The sequence below is a fragment of the Massilia sp. FBCC-B171 genome (genome assembly GCF_059134155.1).
Map to the genome: position 1 here is coordinate 4,960,669 of NZ_CP101443.1, position 18,579 is coordinate 4,979,247.

Consider the following 18,579-nt stretch of genomic DNA (forward strand, 5'->3'; position numbering starts at 1 on the left):
TATCAGTCGCATTTGGTTCCGCCCTTGGGCACGTACACGCATTTCTTTTCCGGCAGCTTGATCGTCGTGCTGCCCGAGCCGCCGCTGCTGCCACCGCTGCCGCCCCAGCCGGCCCAGCCGCCCCAGGCACCACCACCGCTGCCCGGGCAGGAGCTGTTACTGGCCGAGAACCAGGCGGTGGAGGCGCCGCAGCCGGAAGTCGAACCGTTGGCGCAACGGAAGTCGCAGGTCACGCGCAGCAGGTTGCTGTAGTTGTAGCAACCGCCGCCCGAGGCATTCGCGCTGCTGCTGCCGTCGAGCGCCTGCAGGGCGACCACGCGATACGGCACCGTGATGCGCTGCTTGGCTGCCAGTACCGGCGGCACGTCCACCAGGAATTCGTAGCGGAACATGCCGTCGCTGGTCGGCAGCTGCTGCTTGACGTTGTCGGCGCGGATCAGGCCATAGTTGGTCAGGGTCAGCTCGCCGTAGTAGACGTCGCCGACATTCATCTTCGGCAGGTTGACGCTGGCCGGCTGCATGACCACCACGGCAGCCGGTACATCCGTCTCGAAGGTCGCGTTGAGCGTGATCTCGTAGCGGTCCTGGATCGAGATCTCGCGCACGCTCCACTCCACCGTGATCAGGTTGTAGTCGATGAACAGGGACTGGTTGGCCGTGATGCCCGGCTTGATCAGGAGGCGGCCGCCAGCCTCCTGGTGATTCGTGGCGCGGGCGCGGAACTTGTAGCTGCCGGCCGGGATGTTCTGGAACAGTGCCTCGCCCAGGCTGTCGGTCACGAGTTCGTGGCTAATGGTCGGCACGTCCTCGTTCTGCAGCGTGATGCTGGCACCGGCCAGGCCGGCGATCAGGTTGCCGTCCTTGCCCACGGTGGCGGTATAGATGTCGGCCGCCTTGAACAGCACGCTGCCCTGCCCGCTCTGGCTGAGGCTGACGTAGACGTTGATGGCCTGCGGCGGCAGGTTGTCGCCTTCGACATTGAGCCGGAATTCGTACACCCCGGCGGCAAGGTCGGCCGGCGGCATGAAGTTCAGGTCGACCGGGCGGCTGGCGCCGATGTCGAGCGTGCCGTTGGCCTGGCTGGCGATCGCCGCCCAGGCCGGCGTCGGGCTGCCGTCGGCGCGGCTCAAGCTCAGGCGCAGGTTCAGCGCCTCTTGCAGGCCATTGTTCTTCAGCGTGACCGTCTCGACCTGGGTACTGCCCTGCGCCAGGCCGGTTTCGACGAAGCTCGGGGTGCTGACCAGGAAAGGCTTGGCTTCCGACAGCTGGTAGCTGAGCGTCACCTGGCCCAGCGGCGACGTCGGATGCTCGGCGCTGAGCACATTGAAGATCAGGCTGCCCGATGGCTGGGCGTCGTTGTTGGCGCTGAAGACCACCGGCACGTTCAGCGTTTGGCGCTCGGCCAGCGTGACCGGCGGCGGCAGCTGGACGTTGATGCCGGCCGGGATCTGGCCGGTCGGCTGGCTAGCCGCGTCGAGCGTCAGGCGCAGGTCTGTGGCGGCAGTGCCGGCGCCGGCCTTGGCCGTGAACGGCACCGTGAACGGATAATTCTTCGGCACGTCGATGCGGAACGGCGTCGGGCCGATGGTGACGCGGTTGATCGTGAAGGCCTTCTGCTCCGGGCGGTCGGTAATGCTCGGGTGTACTGCGCTGACCTTGTACAGGCCGGCGTCGGTGACGGTCGGCTTGAAGGTGTAGACGAAATTGCCCGCACCATCAGTGATCACCTGGAACGAGCGCTCGAAGCCCTGCTGGTTGAGGATCAGCTTCAGGCGGGTATTCGGCAGCGGCGCACGGCCGGTGCGGTCGAGCGCGCGTCCCGTGATCACCACGTCCTGGTCGCCGAACGAACTGATCGGGCTTACGTCGGTCACGTCGCCGACGTAGGCGGTGTCCACCAGCGACACACTGCGCTCCGACCCACGTCCCGCAATCTGCACTTCGTCCGGCTGGCCGCTGTGGTAGCGCAGTTTGTCGACGTCAAGCCTGACGCGGATGCCGGCCGGGCTCGAGGCCGGCACGTTCACTTCGAACACGTCCGACACATAGCTGCTGCCGGCCGGGATGCGGGCCACGGTCTGGCCGTTCGGCAGGGTCACGACGTTGGCGCCGAATACCTGCTTGTACGGCTGGGTCGCCAGCACGTTGCCGTCGGCGTCGAGCAGCTTGAAGCGCAGCTCGCTCGAGTTACCGGCGCCATTCGCAGTCGCGGTCAGCAGTTCGATATCCACCTCGCCGGTGTTCTCGATCGTCAGCTTTACTTTGCCGGTGCCGCCGCGGGTGAATTCGTCGGTCGCCATGCCGACCACCAGGGCGCCTTCGGTTACCTCGACGCTCTGGCTGGCGGCAATGCGGACCAGGCCATCTTCATCCGGCACGATCTCGACCCCAACCTGGGCCAGCGGCGCGCCGGCCAGCTCGGCATAGCCGCCGACGATCACCGGCACCAGGCGGGTTTCGTTCGGCGCCAGCGCGAACGGCTCCGACTTGTGGTCCTTGAACTGGGTAGCGTCGCGGTCGATCGGCAGGCGCACCACGACCCGCACTTCGGCCAGCGCGGCGCCGGAGGTGTTGGCCACTTGCAGCTGCAGCTTGTTCATCATGCCGCGCTTGATCGGCAGGCCGGCTGCAATCTGGGTGCCGACACGCGGCAGCACGACGCTGCGCGGCAGTTCCACCCCGTTGGCGTCGACCGATGCCACCGTATAGCGCCGCTCGCCGGCCGTGTAGCCGGTATCGGTCAGGGTCGTGGCGCCGATCGGATTTGGCGTCAGCTTGACCTTGGCGTTGTCGGGGCCGACATACACGAGGTAGCCGGCGACGTTGCCGTTCGGCGCGCTCCAGCTGATCACCGGCAGCGCATTGCCGATCTGCTCGACCTTCAGCTGGCGTACCGGCAGCAGGCTGGCGTTCAGGTAGGCCGAGTTGGAGATGGCCGACTCGTTGCCCGCGGCGTCGACCGCGGTTACCACGTACGCGCCTTGCGCAGGCGACGGGCTGGTGTCGTAGGCAACCGGGTTCTTGATGCGGGTCTTGAGCGGCGTCAGGCCGTCGATGCTGGTGATGCTGCTGCCGCTTGCACGGTACAGGTTGTAGTAGTCGACGTTACTGGCGAGCGGCGCCTGCCAGGTGGCGTAGATACCCTGGCCGGTCACCTGCAAGGCCAGGTTTTGCGGCGCGCCGGGGCCGTTGGCGATCGCGGTCGCTTCGACCGGGGCACTTTGGCCCGAGACCGATTCCTGGCCGTTCGAGGTACGCACGGTGGCGATCGTGTATTTATGCAGGCCGTCGCGCGGAGTCTGGTCGACGTAGTCGACGCCGCCGGTGCGGGCCAGCGTCTGCAGCGTGTCCTGGCCCGGGGCCTGGCGATAGAGCTGATAGCTGGCCGCCTCGTCGACGGCCTGCCAGGTGAGCTTGATTTTTCCGCCCGGCTGGGCTTTGGCCGTGAGGGCAAACGGGACGTTCAGCGGTGGCAGCTCGCCCTGGTAGACCTGGAAGCGGTTGAAGGCCGGGACTTTGGTCGAGACATTGTCCAGGTCGTCGCGCGCCTGCATGCTGAAGCTCAGCGACTCCGGGCTGCCCAGGCCCGCGTCGGCCGGCAGCGTGAAGCTGGCGGTGTAGGTGGTCGGGTTGACTTGCGCCAGCGCGCCCACGGCCACGGGCGTACGCACAGGGCCGGAAAGCAGGTAGCGCACCTGCGGCGCGGCGGCCGGCGCCTTGCTGAAGGTGAAGGTAGCGGTGACGGCTTGCGCGCTGTCGTTGCGGATCGGCGCCACCGGATTGATGACGATGTTCGACAGCGCCGGTCCATCCGTTTCGATCTTCAGCGTGGCGCCGGCATTGATGTCGGTGCCGCGGTTACCGACCCCGTCGCGGGCCGAGAACAGCGCATTGGCCGTGCCCGATGGGGTGTTCGCATCGATCAGGAAGCTGCCGGCATAGGTGGTGTCGCCCGTCTTGCTCAGCTCGACAGGGATCGGCGTGCCGCCTTGCGGGACGATCGACAGGTAAGGCGGCACCAGCAAGGGTTCGCTCAGCGTCGCGACCAGGTCCACGCGGCCCTGGCCCATACGGCCGGTGGCCGGATCGGTCCTGCCCAGCGAGGTGTAGACGATCGAGAGCGCGCGCGGCGCGGTCGAATCTGCACTGCCCTGCACGCTGTTGGAGAAGGTACTGAGCGTGCCCAGGTCGTTGACGGAGGCGACGCGGTAATAGTAAGCGCCGTCGGCAGCCGGGATGTCCTCGAAACTGGTGGCGCCGGCCGCGGTCGTGCCCAGGCGAATGGCCTGCGCCGCCGAGTCGAACGGCGAAGCCGAACGGTACACGGCATTGCCGACCGAGGCCGCGTCGGCCGAAGCGCTCCAGGTCAGGCGCACCTTGCCCTGGGCTTGCGAGACCGCATTCAGGCCGGTCGGGCCATTCGGCTTCGATGTATTGAGCGTGACCAGCAGCTCGGCGCTCTGGACGCTGGTGCCGCGGTTGTTGCGCACCACTGCGCTGATGCGGTTGGCGCCTTCGCTGAGTGTCAGCGGCGCCGTGAAGCGGCCGTTGGCCACTGCCACCCACTCGCCCTGCGCCACGCCGTTGAGCAATAACTGCGCTTCGGTACCGGCCGGCGTGCTGCCGCTGACGGACAACACAGGCTGGTTGGTGCGCAGGTTGGGAGTCGGCGCGGTAATGCTTGGTGCGGCGGGCGGCGGCAGGCTGATGACCACCTCGAGCTGGGCACTGGCTTCGTTGCCCGCCGTGTCCTTGCCCGTCACGACCAGCACATAGGTGCCATTCGCGTAGAGAAGCGGGTCGATCGTCAGCTGGTAGCTGCCGTTGCCGAGATTACTGAGCGCAATCGCCTGTCCGGAGAGGGTGGCGGCGAGCGATTGCAGGTCGTTGGCGTCGCTGGCGGTGAACGACAGCAGCGTGTTCTGCAGCACCGAGAGCGTGGCGCCGGCCGGCAGCCCGTTGACGGCCAGCGGGCCGATCGCCGGGACCGTGACGTCGGGCGTGACCGTCACTACCTTGGTCGCTTCGGTAACGCCGCCCACCCCGGTGGCGCGCAGCACCACGGTATAGGTGCCGGGCTGGCGGAAACGCAGCGCCGGGCTGGCCGCGGTGCTGGTGCGGCCATCGCCGAAATTCCACAGGTAGGCCGTCGCGGTCCCGGTCGTCGTGTTCTGGAACGTGACGTCCAGCGGCGCTTCCCCGCCCAGCGTACTCGGATTGAAATCCGCGCTCGGTGGTGGCAGAACCAGCAGGTCGACGGCAGCGGACTCGATCGTGTTGCCGGCCTTGTCGGTCACCCTGATGCGCCCGTACAGCCGCTGGCCGGGAACGGCGCCGGCATAGGTATAGCTGGTCGAACCGGCGGACAGCACCTGGTCGAGGACCAGGTTGTCGAAGGCTGCGCTGGACGCTACCTGCAGGCGGATGGTATCGACGCCGCTGAGCGCATCGCTGCCGCTGAAGCGCCACTCGACCGAGGTCGGCCCGACCTGCAGCGCGGGGAATATCTGCCCGGCCGGAAGGACCTGGTCGATGGTGACGGCTTGGCTCAGTCCCGACCAGAGCTCCCAGGTGCCGCCATTGTTCACGCTGCCCCTGACCCGGGCACGGTAGGTCTTGCCGGCTTCAAAACCCTCACTCCACGTGTAGGAGCCGACGTCACCGATGGTTTCCGTGCGCACCAGTTCGCCCGCGTCGGTCTGGATCTCGATCTGGTACGTCGTCAGCTCGGGGATGCGCGCCCAGCTCCAGCCTGGCGCCGTCTTGACGAAACGGGCGATGACCGATGGCGGCTCGGGTGTCAGACCCGAGATGTCGATGAAGTCGTAGGGGGCGGCCGTGTTCATCTGGTAGTTCTGGCCGGTGGCGTCCGGCGTGAACGACACCGCCTGCTCCGGCGCGATTGCATTGGCGGTGTTGCATCCCAGCTGGACCGACTGCAAACCCGCGCCCTGGATGCCGATGGTGGCGCTGCCGCCGGTGCTCAGCGCTTCGCGCAGGTAGCGGTACTGCAGCTTGATTTCGTTGGAGCCTTCGAACAGGACTACCTGGAACGTGCCCATCGGCAGGTTCGAACCGTAGAAGAACTGGTTGGTCCACTGCACCACCAGCTTGCGGTTGGGCGCGACGCCGATGGTCTGGTACTCGATCTTGCCGCTGGGCTGGCCGCTGACGTCGGTGCGCAGGTCGTCCCAGAATGCCAGGATCGTGTTGGGCAAGCCTGGCAGGCAGCTGTTCGAGTAGGCATTGGTCGGCGAACCGAATTGCAGCAGACCGTTGGTGGTGGCGTAGAACTGGGTCCGGGTGGTGCCGTAATAATTGAAGGCAAAGCCGATCGGGAACGGACCGGCCGCCACGTCGTCACCGACCAGTCCGGTATTCACACCCGCAGCCGCCGGCAACTGGACGCAAAGAAGGACAACGAGCATTACCCGCCGGCACATCGCGATGAGTCTGCCAACGAATCCCGGATTGGCCGGTACGAGCAAGTATTGTTCGAACCGGGCGGCGCTTGTGTCCATAGATCGATGCATCCAAATAAATTAAAGGAATTGCACCTGATCAGGTGCGGTGGTGATGCCCTGGTAATACCCAGGCGCTAGCCTTAATACTTGATCCGATGCTTGCTGCCACTCTGTTCAATGCATGTGTGGTGCTGGTAATGCGTGCGGCATAATCTGGGCAGCGGAATGCGAATTACCGAAAGCGCGCTGCCAGTCACTGAATCTCGATTCTTCGTTCTTATTGGCCGGGGCCTGGCGCGCAAGCGACGGCTTGGGTCTTTTTTCGCTTTGGAATAAATATACGAAGGAGTATATATTTACAATAAATTTCCTGTCAACAAAACATTTCTTATTAGAAAGCGCGCTGTTTTAACCCCCAGCGAGCTCCGCGGGACGGGAACGACGTCCGTAGTGTCGAAATGCAAGCAGGCAGCTTCCTCCCTCTGTGCAGCGTACCGGCGCGACCGGCCACCCCGGACCCGGCGCGGGCCGCCGACCGAAGGTCCGGTCACGCCTTGAACGGATTGGCAAGCTGTTCTTTTTGCTAGGGGAGCGCGTCCGCCGTGTTTGCGGCAATTTCGCAGGCTAAAGAGCGTCTGACTAACCCCTCAGGGCCAGGCGTTGCAACGCCGCCATAACGGTTTTATTAGGCGCTCCAAAGCCGGTTACCCGAAACGGGTAATAACAACGCACACGCTATTAGTGCTACGGCAGGATTAATTCACGCATTTATGTCGGCTGATGAAACAAATGCGGCGCCGTGGCCGTCCTGCTTCACATTGAATGGATCCTGCCGTTTATGGCCACCGATAATCGGCGGGCATTGGCAGGATAATGCAGCGGAAGAATCGTGAAACGGAGGTGGCAGTTGCCGGCTATCGAACCTTTGTTTCATGCTGGGTGCATTAGGTCGACGTGGCGATATTGCAGCAATGAGACTGGTGTCGAGCACTTTAACGCAGCGCCGAATTGGCACTGGCAGTTCGACAAGACCGGCGGCTGCACGCCGCGCCACGAGGTGATGGATTACGTGTTTGCCCAGTGCGTCCGGGCGCGCCGACGAAGCGTGCTCCGTCTACGGCGCAGGCCGGGTCCCTGGCCTCAGGCCGTGTGCAGCTGCATGGTTGCCGTATCGAGTTTGCCGTCGACGACGAGCGGAATGATGCGCAGCGCCTTGTCGATCGATTCCTCGATCAGCGACTGCTCGTCCTTGCGCGGGCGGTGCAGCACGAAATCGGCCACGCCCTGCTGCAGGCTCAGGCTGCGCGGGTGGCCGATGCCCAGGCGCAGGCGCCAGTATTCCTGGGTGCCGAGGGCTGAGGTGATGTCCTTTAAACCGTTGTGGCCGCCCGAGGAGCCACCCTTTTTCAGCTTCGCCACGCCCGGCATCAGGTCGAGCTCGTCGTGCACGACCAGCACTTCGTCCGGGTTGATTTTATAAAAGCGCGCCAGTGCGCCGACCGACTGGCCGGAGCGGTTCATGAAGGTCAGGGGCTCGAGCAGCCAGACTTCGTTGCCGCCAATCGAGGTTTTCGCCATCAGCGCATTGAAACGGCTTTCGCGCTGCAGGCGGCAGCCCGGCAGGCTGTTGGCGAGGTTGTCGACCAGCCAGAAGCCGGCATTGTGGCGGGTTTGTTCGTAGTCGGGGCCAGGGTTGCCGAGGCCGACGATGAGGCGGATAGACATTAGCGGTCGCGTCAGGAAAAAGAGGATTATCGCCGAAAGCGCCAGTGAGCGGGCGTTGTCGGCCAGTGCCTGTGAACGAGGTAAGGCCGGCAAGTTGATGTATCCTGAAAGCAATTCATTCCTGCCGATGACGATGAAACGCACCCTCACAGCAATCACGCTCTGCCTTGCAAGCTCGCCTGCCCTGGCCGGGTGGTATCAGGTGACGAATTACGAAGGCATGCTGGGAAGCTACCCGATCCACGTGTCGATCCAGGCACGTAGCTGGAGCGACCCCCAGGAACGCGGCAAGGTGGTCGGAAGCTATTACTACGACGCCCGGCGCATCCCGATAGCGCTGCACGGAACGCAGCAGCCGGACGGCAGCCTGCGCCTGTGCGAGGTACAGGACCTGCGCTTGATCACCGGACACAATCCGGATATGAACAAGGCGCTGCGCACGGATCCCTGCCCGTTCGCCCTGAAGCCCGTCCCCGGTGGCCTCGGGGGCACTTGGCGGAACGGGAAGGCAGGCTACGAGGTGACGCTCAAGACAGTGGGCAGGATGGACAACACCGGCAAGGAAACGCTCACCGGCAAGATGGAGGTGCCGATGTGGCAGCACAGCGAGCGCCACATGTATCTCGGCATCTATGAAATGGATGAGGAACGCGTACTCATGCGCCGGATCCAAGCAGTGAATATTACGACCGGAAAAGTGGAGCGGGCGGCCGAGCTGAGCTGTCCGGCCGACGACTTCTGCGAACCCGGCGTGCTGTATACGGACGTATATATGAACGTAAGCAAGACCGGCAAGCCCTCGACAGTGTGGGTCGGGCTTGGGGGCGCCAAAATGGGCTCCGATATGGAAGTGAAACTGGTTCCCGTGCGTTAAGCAGGGCCGGGCGCCGCGCTGGACAAAAAAAGAAAAGCCCCGGCACCACAGTGGTGACGGGGCTTTCTATCGCCGCTTGCGCGGCGAATGAAAAATTACTTCTTCTCTTCGGCCTCAGCAGCGTCAGCAGCAATGGCGCCGCGTGGGATCGACGAGGTGACGATGGTCAGGTTCTGGCCGTGGGTCAGCGCGGTCACGCCTTCTGGCAGCTTCAGGTCATCGCTGTGGATCGACTGGCCGGCTTCCAGGTTGGCCAGGTCGACTTCGATGAACTCAGGCAGCTTGCCTGGCAGGCAGGACACGTCCAGCTCGTTCAGCACGTGCGAGATGACGGCTGCGCTCAGCTTGACGGCTGGCGAGGTCTCGGCGTTGATGAAGTGCAGGGCGACCTTGGTGTGGATCGGCTGCGAAGCGTCGACGCGCTGGAAGTCAGCGTGCAGGACCAGTTGCTTGTATGCGTGCATCTGGAAGTCACGCAGCAGGACTTGCTGGGTGGCGCCGTCGATTTCGAGGTCCAGCACGGAACCGTGGAATGCTTCTTTCTTGAGCGCGTGCCACAGGGCGTTGCCGTCCAGGGCGATCAGGACCGGGGCAGCGGGGCCACCGTAGATGATGCCTGGGGTCTGGCCAGCCTTGCGCAGGCGGCGGCTCGCTCCGGTGCCCTGCAGGGTGCGGTTGAATGCAACTACTTTCATGTGAAACTCCATAAGTTTGGGATCGCATGCAGGACGTTCCTGCCCGATTTCCCGGTGGTGCCCGCCCCCGCGACCAGGGGCTGGCTTGGCTGAGCGCTACATTACGCACTCAAGAAAAAACGAATTCTTCGAACGGTACAACGGCGCGCCGGGCTGGGAGCCGGGCGCGCCGCTTGCTAATGCTTGTCTTGCTTAGTCGACGAACAGCGACATCACGGAGTCGCCCTTGACGATACGCTTGAACGTTTCGGCCAGCAGCGGAGCACAGGTCAGCTGGCGGATCTTGCCGCAAGCCTGGCCTTCGGCGCTCAGCGGGATCGTATCGGTGACGACCAGCTCGTCCAGCGGCGAATTCGAGATACGCTCGATGGCCGGGCCCGACAGGACCGGGTGCGTGCAGTAAGCAACAACCTTCTTGGCGCCGCGCTCTTTCAAGACTTCGGCGGCCTTGCACAGCGTGCCGGCGGTGTCGACCATGTCATCCATGATGACGCAGTTGCGGCCTTCGACTTCGCCGATGATGTTCATGACTTCCGACACGTTCGCCTTCGGGCGGCGCTTGTCGATGATCGCCAGGTCGCAGCCGAGGCGCTTGGCCAGGGCACGGGCACGCACCACGCCGCCGACGTCGGGCGACACGACCAGCAGGTCGTCGTAGTTGCGCTTTTGCAGGTCACCCAGCAGCAGAGGCGATGCGTAGATGTTGTCGACCGGGATGTCGAAGAAGCCCTGGATCTGGTCGGCGTGCAAGTCCATGATCAGGACGCGTTCGACGCCGGCTTCTTCGAGCATGTTGGCAACGACCTTGGCCGAGATGGCGACACGCGCCGAGCGTGGGCGGCGGTCCTGGCGGGCGTAACCAAAGTATGGGATGGCGGCGGTGATGCGGCCGGCCGAAGCGCGTTTGAGGGCATCGACCATCAGCATGATTTCCATCAGGCTGTCGTTGGTCGGAGCACAGGTCGACTGCAGGACAAAGACGTCCTTGCCGCGCACGTTCTCATTGATTTCGACCATGACTTCGCCGTCCGAGAATTTCGAGACGACTGCCTTACCGAGAGGAATACCGAGGCTTTTTGCGACCCCTTCTGCTAGCGCCGGATTAGCGTTGCCGGTAAAAACCATCAGGTTTTCGTAAGCCATGGGAGTCCTGAGAGAAGAGCGTTGAAACTTTTGAAAAACAATCAGCCGGCTGTACCGGCTGACTATGCGTTTAAAGGCTGGACCGCGAGAGCGGCTCGCCCGATTCGTCCGCTGGATACATACGCATCGACAGGTCGGACAAAACGAATGGCAGGGGAACAAGGATTCGAACCTTGGTATGCTGGAATCAAAATCCAGTGCCTTAACCAGCTTGGCGATTCCCCTACGCAACTTACAGCTTGCTGCAACATTCAACTCATCGTCAAACCCTGCAACAGGCAAAATTTTATTCTACAACTCATTGTTTTGCAAGAGCGATTTTAGCGGATGCCGCTGCAAGGACCGGGCTTTCCACGCTCGCCAGGTTGAAGGAACTTGCCCCATTACCCGATCCGCCTGTGCCTCATCCGGTACCGCGCAAAACACGCACGCTCCCGAACCAGTCATCCTTGCCGCACCGTGCTGATCCAGCCATTCGATCGCCTCTGCTACCGGCGGAAATAAACGGGACGCCACTGCTTGCAAATCATTTTTCCCAAACTCACTTAATAAGTGTGCTGCAGGAAAGTCCGCTATTCTAACGGGCTTCGTGTCGCGCGTCAAATCCTCTGCCGTAAAAATTGCAGGGGTCGGCACCGAGACGCCCGGTTCGATCACGACATACCAGCAGTCGGGTCCATCGACCGGCTGCATCGCCTCCCCCACGCCCTCGACGAAGGCCGTGCGGCCATAGATAAAGAAGGGAATGTCGGCGCCCAGCGGCAGGCCGATCGCCATCAGCTCCTCATCGCCGAAGCCGGCATCCCACAGGTGGTTTGCCGCCATCAGGGCGGTCGCCGCATCGGACGAACCGCCGCCCAGCCCGCCGCCCATCGGCAGGATTTTGTCGACAGCGACGTCGATGCCGGGCGCCATGCGGCCGTGGCGCTGTTCGAACGCATCGGCCAGGCGCCGCAGCGCGCGCACGATCAGGTCCGATTCTTCCGGCACGCCCGCTACCTCGTTGGTGCGGCGGATGCGGCCGTCGTCACGGACATCGAAATGCAGGGTGTCGCCGCGCTCGATGAGTTGAAACACGCTTTGCAGCAAGTGGTAGCCGTCGGCGCGGCGGCCAACGACGTGCAGGAACAGATTCAGCTTGGCCGGGGCCGGGCAATTGTGCAACGACCGCATCTTCACGCGGCCGGATCGATGATGATGCGCAAGGCCAGCTCGTCGCTGTTGGCGGTGGCGCTGCGTTCGGCCACGATATTGCTCGGCATCGCAACGCCGTCCTTGCCGTTCTGCCAGGACACGAAGCGCAGGCGCCAGCCGTCTTGCGTAAAGACGCTGTTGTTGGCGGGCGTGGCGGCGAAGCGCTTGCCGGCGGCGTCGGTCGCGTAGCCCTGCAGCCAGTCGCGCAGACCGGAGACCGGCAGCGACCAGCCCAGTGCCTGGCGCGTCAGGGCGTCGATGTCGGCGGCGCTGCGCGGTGCGCGCCCGGCTTCGGTCAGGGTGGCCTGCTGCGGCGTGACGCTGATCGTCGCCACCGTCTGTTTTAGAGGATTGAGGAAGGCGACGTCCACCTGGCCGGGACGCTGCGACCACTCGAAGCCGCCATTCATCGAGTTCGGCTGGCCATCCTTCTGGTAATTGACTTGCAGGCGGCCGGTGAGCTCGATGGTGTCGCGGTAAGCGGCGGCGGCCTGGGCAGCAACGCCAGGAGCGGCGCCGGTCGAATCGGTCGCGGTGGTGGCGCAGCCGGCGAGCGCGGCGGCAAGGACGAGGAGGGATAAGCGATTAATGATCGGCATCGGTCTGGAATGGAAAAATGAAAAAGGCGGCCAATAAAAAAGGCGACGCCCGCCCGTGTTATTCGACCATTATTTCACAGCGACAGGCGCAGGCGCGCCAGCGTGCTGCGCAGCGTGTCGTTCTGCGGGTCTTTGGCGCGCGCTTCGCGCCACAGCTTCTGGGCGTCGGCCTGCTTGCCCTTCTGCCACAGCACTTCGCCCAGGTGCACCGCAATTTCCGGATCGCGGCGCAGGCCGTAGGCGCGGCGCAGGTGGGCTTCGGCGGCGTCGAGGTTGCCGAGGCGGTACTGCACCCAGCCCATGCTGTCCATGATGAAAGGATCTTCCGGCGCCATGCCCAGCGCCTTTTCGATCAGGGCGCGCGCTTCTTCGAGGCGCACGTTGCGTTCGGCCAGCGAATAGCCGAGGGCGTTGTAGGCATGGTGGTTGTCGGGCGCCAGGCGCATCACGTCGCGCAGGGTCTTTTCCATGACCTCGAGGTGGCCGGTCTTTTCGGCCAGCAGGGCGAAGTCGTAGAGCAAGTCCGGGTTGGCCGGGAAGCGTTTGGTGGCGTCCTGCATCAATATGAATGCCTGCTCGGCCTGGCCGGCGTCGCGCAGCACCTGCGCTTCGGCGGCCAGCACCTGGGCCTGGGCGCCCGGATCGGCCGGTTTCAGCGAGGCGAGCAGGCGGCGCGCGGCCGGCAGGTCGCCGCCCTTGCCGAGCAGCTGGGCGCGGCGCAACTGGGCGCCGAAAGCGGATTTTTCGTCGCCCTCGGGCAGCTTGTCGAGCCAGCCGACGGCGGCCTTGATGTCGCCGCGTTCTTCGGCCAGCTGCGACAGGATGAACAGCGCCTTCGACGGATCGCGCTCGTCCTCGGGATTACGCCCGAGCACGTCGACGAAGCGCGTGAAATAGCGCTCCGCGCCCGCCGGGTCGTTCAGCTGGGTCGACAGCACGCCGAGCGCGTAGAGGGTGGTGACGTTGTCGGGTTGCTGGCTGTCGAGCAGCAGGAATTCGGTGCGCGCGGCCTCGAACTGCTTTTCGTTGACGAGCAGGCGCGCATGCGCGGCCCGCACTTCGCGCGCATTCGGATTGGCGGCGATGAACTTCGCCAGCATGTCGCGCACCTGCGTTTCGCTTTCGCCGGCCTGGGCCAGGGTCAGGATGGCAATTTCGGAGTCGGGTTTCAGGGCCAGTGCCGCGCGCGCCTCGCGCGTTGCGCCTGCCTTGTCGCCGCGGGTGAGCGCGCCCTGCGCCAGCACCACATGCCCCTCGAAGGTGCCTCGGTAAGGCGCCACCACACGTTCCAGCATGGCCGCGCCCGCTTCCTTGTCCTTGGCGCGCGAGAGCAATTGCTGCACCTGATAAAGCACGATGCCGCGCATCGGCGCCGGCGCGCCCTCCAGGCGCTTGCGGAAAATTTCTTCTGCGTCCGAGATATTGTCGGACAGGATAACCATCCCCAGATAGTACTGCGTCGCTTCGTCCGATTGCGGATCGATCTGGCGCCACTGGCGCACGGCGGCCAGGGTGTCTTCGGGCTGGCGCGCGGCCAGCGCCATTTCGGCGGCGCGGCGTGCCAGGCGCGGATCGCGCGTCTGCTGCGCCAGGCTCATCATCGTCAGGTAGGGGCCCTGCCAGTCGCCGCGGCGGAAGGCGAATTCGGCGCGCAGCAGCTGGTTCAGCAAGGTGCTTGTCAGTTCGACTTTCGGCAGGCGCGCCTGTTCGGCCTCGCTCGCGGCTTTTGCGTCGAGCTCGGACTTGGCCTGCGCATGCTCCATGGCCTCGGCCTGCGCCGCAGCCGTCTGCGCCGATCCTGCAACAGGCTGCGGTTGGGGCGCCACAGCACACGCCGACAGCAGTCCGGAGAGGGTTACAATGACGAAAGCGTTTTTCAAGGCAAGTCCAGGGTGTGGAATGATGTTCGATTCTACGCCCAAGCCCCGTCGCGCGTGCGCAAGCCCACCACGATTTACAAGAATTTTGTCAAATTTTCATGCCTGAACTCCCCGAAGTAGAAGTGACCCGGCGCGGCGTCGCGCCCCACCTCGAAGGCCGCGTGGTCGAACAGGTCGTGTTCCGGCGCGAGGGCCTGCGCTGGCCCTTCCCGGCCCACCTGGCCGTCTCCCTGGCCGGCCAGCGCATCACGCAGGTCGGCCGGCGCGGTAAATACCTGTTGATCGGTTTCGACGCAGGCACGCTCATCATCCACCTGGGCATGTCGGGCCATTTGCGCGTGCTTCCGCTCGGGACCGAGCTGAAGAAACACGATCACTTCGACCTGGTCGTGGGCGACGGCGCGCAATCCCAGGTACTGCGCCTGCACGACCCGCGCCGCTTCGGCGCCGTGCTCTGGCACGCCCATGACGATGGCGACATCGACCAGCACGTGCTGCTGCGCGGCCTCGGCGTCGAGCCGCTGGAAGACGCTTTTTCAGCCGCCCTGCTGCACAAGGCAACGCGAAAACGCAGCGCGCCGATCAAGCAGGTGCTGCTGGCGGGCGATATCGTCGTCGGCGTGGGCAATATCTACGCCTGCGAAAGCCTGTTCAAGGCCGGCATCAGCCCGAAAACGCCGGCCTCGCGCATCAGCCGCGCCCGCTACGACAAGCTCGCCGACGCCATCCGCGAGATCCTGGCCGCCGCCATCGTGCAGGGCGGCAGCACACTGCGTGACTTTATTGCCGTGAATGGTCAATCTGGCTATTTCCAGCAGACGTATTTCGTCTATGATCGTGCAGGAGTGCCTTGCAGAAACTGTGGCGCGCCGGTGCGCCAGATCAAGCAGGGGCAGCGGTCGACGTTCTACTGCGCCACCTGCCAGCGCTAAGGCCAGACGCTATATTTTGAAAGCAGGCGGACCCATGCAAGACATCAATGAATACGGCGCCTGGCGCGCATCGATCGCTGCAAAGCTGGACGACTACCGCGCCGCGCTCACCAGCTTCGACGTGTCGGACGCGGCGACCACCCAGCGCGCCGCCCAGGCTGCTGCCCGGGTGCGCGACGACCGTCTGTCGGTGGCTTTTGTGGCCGAATTCTCGCGCGGGAAATCCGAGCTGATCAACGCGATCTTCTTTGCCGACTACGGCCAGCGCATCCTGCCCTCTTCCGCCGGCCGCACCACCATGTGCCCGACCGAGCTGCTGTACGACGCCGCCTGGGAACCCTGCATCCGCCTGCTGCCGATCGAAACGCGCGCGCAGCAGCTCTCGACCAGCGATTATCGCGACGACCCTTCCGCCTGGACCGTCATTCCGCTCGACCTCGACGCCCCCGACCGCATGACGGAAAGCTTCCGCCAGGTCAGCATGACGCGCCGCGTGGCGCCCGAGGAAGCGCAGCGCTACGGGCTGTACGACCCGGAAGACCCGGAGCTCGCCGACGCGCTGGGCCAGGACGGCCTGGTCGAAATCTCGCAGTGGCGCCATGCGATCATCAACCTGCCGCATCCGCTGCTGAAACAGGGCCTGGTCATCCTCGACACGCCGGGCCTGAATGCGATCGGCACCGAACCCGAACTGACGCTGAACCTGATCCCGAACGCGCATGCGGTGCTGTTCGTGCTCGCCGCCGAAACCGGCGTCACGCGCAGCGACATCGAAGTCTGGCGCACCCATATCGGCGCCGGGCCGGGCCGCATCGTGGTCCTCAACAAGATCGACGCGATGTGGGACGCGCTGCGCAGCGAGGCCGAAAACGAAGCCGAGATCGCGCGCCAGCAAAGGAGCGTGGCGCAGCAGCTTGGCTTGACGCCGGAGCAGGTGTATCCGGTGTCGGCGCAAAAGGCGCTGGTCGGCCGCATCCAGGGCGACATGGATTTGTTCGAACGCAGCCGCCTGGGCGAACTCGAAGCGGCGCTGCTGCATGGCCTGATCCCGCAAAAGAAAGCGATCCTCGGCAGCGCCCTGCGCGACGACCTGGCGGCACTCGAAAGCGCGCAGGCTAGCGCCCTGGCTGCGCGCGGCCGCGGCCTGGTCGAGCAGCTGCAGGAACTGAAAAGCCTGCGCGGCAAAAACCAGAACGTGCTGGCCCACATGATGCGCCGCATCGAGGCCGAACGAAAAGATTTCGATGCGGGCCTGATGCGCCTGCAGGGCGCGCGTACGCGCTTTGCCAGCCTGTCGACCGAACTGTATTCGACGCTCGACATGGATGCCGTCGCGCGCCAGGCCGAGACCGTGCGCCTGGCGCTGCAGGCCTCGCGCTTTGCCACCGGCATGCGCGCGCCGGTCCGCGCCTTTTTCGACAATGCCCGCATCAGCCTGGAGGCCGCCAGCGAACAGGTGGCCGAGATCGGCGTCCTGATGGACACCATGCTGCGCGGCTTTGCCGCCGAACACGGCTTGAGCATGCCGCCGCCGCTGCCGCTCTCGCTGACCCGCTACCGCGACGAGATCGCCGCGGTCGAGGCGCTCTACGTCAAGCAGTTCGGCACCGCGACCCTCTTCATGACCAGCCGCAGCACCCTGCTGGAACGCTTTTTTGACTCCATCGTCTCGAGCGTGCGCCGCAGTTTCCGCGCCGCGAACGCCGATGTCGAGGCCTGGCTGAAGGTGATCATGGTACCGCTCGAGACGCAGATTCGCCAGCACAAGGAGCAGCTGCGGCACCGCCTGTCATCCATCGAGCGCATCCACGACGCCACCGACAGCCTGGAGCAGAAGATCGCCGCTTTCGAAGGGAGCCAGGACGAACTCGAGCAGCAGCGCCGGCGCCTGCTGGCACTGAACGGCGCCGTCGCCGCCGCACTGGGCGAACCGGCGCTGCGGGAGGCTGCGTGAAGCGCTTGACGGAATTCGATGAGCTGATCGATCCGAGCTTTTCAAGCGCCGTCATCGACTGGCAGCGCGCGCACGGACGCCACGCCCTGCCCTGGCAGAACACGCGCGACGCCTACCGCGTCTGGCTCTCCGAGATCATGCTGCAGCAGACGCAGGTGGCGGCAGTGCTCGGCTATTACGCGCGCTTCCTTGAGCGTTTTCCGACCGTGCAGGATCTGGCTGGCGCGCCGATCGAGGACGTGATGGCGCACTGGAGCGGGCTCGGTTACTACACGCGGGCGCGCAACCTGCACGCCTGCGCGAAGCGCGTTGTCGATGAATACGGCGGCCAGTTCCCGGCCGACCCGGCGCTGCTGGCCGACCTGCCCGGCATCGGCCGCTCGACCGCCGCGGCGATCACCGCCTTTTCGAACGGCACCCGCGCCGCCATTTTGGATGGCAACGTCAAGCGCGTGTTCGCGCGCGTGTTCGGGGTCGAGGGCTATCCCGGTGAAAAGCGCATCGAAGACGGCTTGTGGCGCCGCGCCGAGGCACTCCTGCCGCTCGATGGGGGCATGGAAGCCTACACCCAGGGCCTGATGGATCTGGGCGCGACGCTGTGCACGCGCTCGAAACCGGACTGCCCGCGCTGCCCGTTGCAGGCGCGCTGCGTGGCCTATGCCACCGGCCGCACCGAGGAACTGCCGGTGCGCAAACCGAAGAAAGCCACGCCCGAGAAGCGCGCCGAGATGTTAGTGGTCGTGCACGACGGCCATGTGCTGCTCGAGCAGCGCCCGGCGAGCGGGATCTGGGGCGGCTTGCTGTCGCTGCCGGAAGTCGATGGACACGTCGGCATCGAGACCGCGCGCGATGGCGGCGTGGCGCTGGCGGCTTGCTTGCAGGGGTTTGGCGAGGTCGAGGAAGTGCAGGCGCTGCTGCCGCTGGTGCATGTGTTCACGCACTACAAACTGCATATCTATCCGCACAAGGTGGTGCTGGCCGCGCGCGGGGTCACGCCGGAGCGCTACGTGTGGGTGAAGCTGGCGGAGGTCGGTGATGCCGCCCTGCCCGCGCCAGTGAAAAAGCTGCTCGTCGACCTGGCGCGGCCAAGCTTGTTCAGCTGATGCCATCCGGCTCGCG

General features: G+C 64.8%; 11 protein-coding genes and 1 tRNA gene. 4 read left to right on the forward strand and 8 right to left on the reverse strand.

Features of this window, described 5'->3' with window-relative positions:
* Window positions 1–2: 2 nt before the first annotated feature.
* Both NMB41_RS22475 and pth read right to left on the reverse strand, forming a co-directional pair.
* Complete coding sequence (locus NMB41_RS22475; RefSeq protein ID WP_494379992.1) at window positions 3–6,383, reverse strand: PKD domain-containing protein; 6,381 nt, start codon at window positions 6,381–6,383, stop codon at window positions 3–5.
* A gap of 1,221 nt (window positions 6,384–7,604) precedes the next feature.
* Window positions 7,605–8,189, reverse strand: coding sequence for an aminoacyl-tRNA hydrolase (gene pth, locus NMB41_RS22480; protein ID WP_494379993.1), 585 nt, complete (start codon window positions 8,187–8,189; stop codon window positions 7,605–7,607).
* 133 nt (window positions 8,190–8,322) lie between these two features.
* Between pth and NMB41_RS22485 the strand changes: the two genes are divergently transcribed.
* Window positions 8,323–9,063 (forward strand): hypothetical protein, encoded by a 741-nt coding sequence (locus NMB41_RS22485; RefSeq protein ID WP_494379994.1) that lies wholly within the window; start codon window positions 8,323–8,325, stop codon window positions 9,061–9,063.
* 95 nt (window positions 9,064–9,158) lie between these two features.
* Here NMB41_RS22485 and NMB41_RS22490 read toward each other — a convergent pair whose 3' ends face one another.
* The 6 genes from NMB41_RS22490 to NMB41_RS22515 all read right to left on the reverse strand — a co-directional run bounded on the left by NMB41_RS22490 (window position 9,159) and on the right by NMB41_RS22515 (window position 14,520).
* Complete coding sequence (locus NMB41_RS22490; protein ID WP_494379995.1) at window positions 9,159–9,758, reverse strand: 50S ribosomal protein L25/general stress protein Ctc; 600 nt, start codon at window positions 9,756–9,758, stop codon at window positions 9,159–9,161.
* 192 nt (window positions 9,759–9,950) lie between these two features.
* Window positions 9,951–10,901 carry a ribose-phosphate pyrophosphokinase gene (locus NMB41_RS22495; protein ID WP_494379996.1) on the reverse strand — a complete coding sequence of 317 codons (951 nt, stop codon included), beginning with the start codon at window positions 10,899–10,901 and terminating at the stop codon, window positions 9,951–9,953.
* A gap of 148 nt (window positions 10,902–11,049) precedes the next feature.
* Window positions 11,050–11,126: transfer RNA gene (locus NMB41_RS22500), tRNA-Gln, on the reverse strand.
* 66 nt (window positions 11,127–11,192) lie between these two features.
* Window positions 11,193–12,074, reverse strand: a complete 882-nt coding sequence (gene ispE, locus NMB41_RS22505; protein ID WP_494382892.1) for a 4-(cytidine 5'-diphospho)-2-C-methyl-D-erythritol kinase — start codon at window positions 12,072–12,074, stop codon at window positions 11,193–11,195.
* Window positions 12,075–12,076: 2 nt separating this feature from the next.
* Window positions 12,077–12,694: a lipoprotein insertase outer membrane protein LolB gene (lolB, locus tag NMB41_RS22510; RefSeq protein WP_494379997.1), complete on the reverse strand. Its 618-nt coding sequence runs from the start codon at window positions 12,692–12,694 to the stop codon at window positions 12,077–12,079.
* A gap of 74 nt (window positions 12,695–12,768) precedes the next feature.
* A complete protein-coding gene (locus NMB41_RS22515) occupies window positions 12,769–14,520 on the reverse strand; it encodes a tetratricopeptide repeat protein (RefSeq protein WP_494379998.1) in 1,752 nt (583 codons plus the stop codon).
* A gap of 152 nt (window positions 14,521–14,672) precedes the next feature.
* On the opposite strand from NMB41_RS22515, the gene mutM reads away from it, so the two are divergent.
* From mutM to mutY, 3 genes are read left to right on the forward strand one after another with little or no spacing between them, the layout of a single operon-like run.
* Window positions 14,673–15,506 carry a bifunctional DNA-formamidopyrimidine glycosylase/DNA-(apurinic or apyrimidinic site) lyase gene (gene mutM, locus NMB41_RS22520; protein ID WP_494379999.1) on the forward strand — a complete coding sequence of 278 codons (834 nt, stop codon included), beginning with the start codon at window positions 14,673–14,675 and terminating at the stop codon, window positions 15,504–15,506.
* A gap of 34 nt (window positions 15,507–15,540) precedes the next feature.
* Window positions 15,541–17,460 (forward strand): dynamin family protein, encoded by a 1,920-nt coding sequence (locus tag NMB41_RS22525; RefSeq protein WP_494380000.1) that lies wholly within the window; start codon window positions 15,541–15,543, stop codon window positions 17,458–17,460.
* The gene (gene mutY, locus NMB41_RS22530; RefSeq protein WP_494380001.1) at window positions 17,457–18,563 is read left to right on the forward strand and encodes an A/G-specific adenine glycosylase; all 1,107 of its coding nucleotides are present in this window, start codon (window positions 17,457–17,459) and stop codon (window positions 18,561–18,563) included. Before NMB41_RS22525 ends, mutY begins: the two co-directional genes overlap by 4 nt.
* Window positions 18,564–18,579 lie beyond the last annotated feature (16 nt).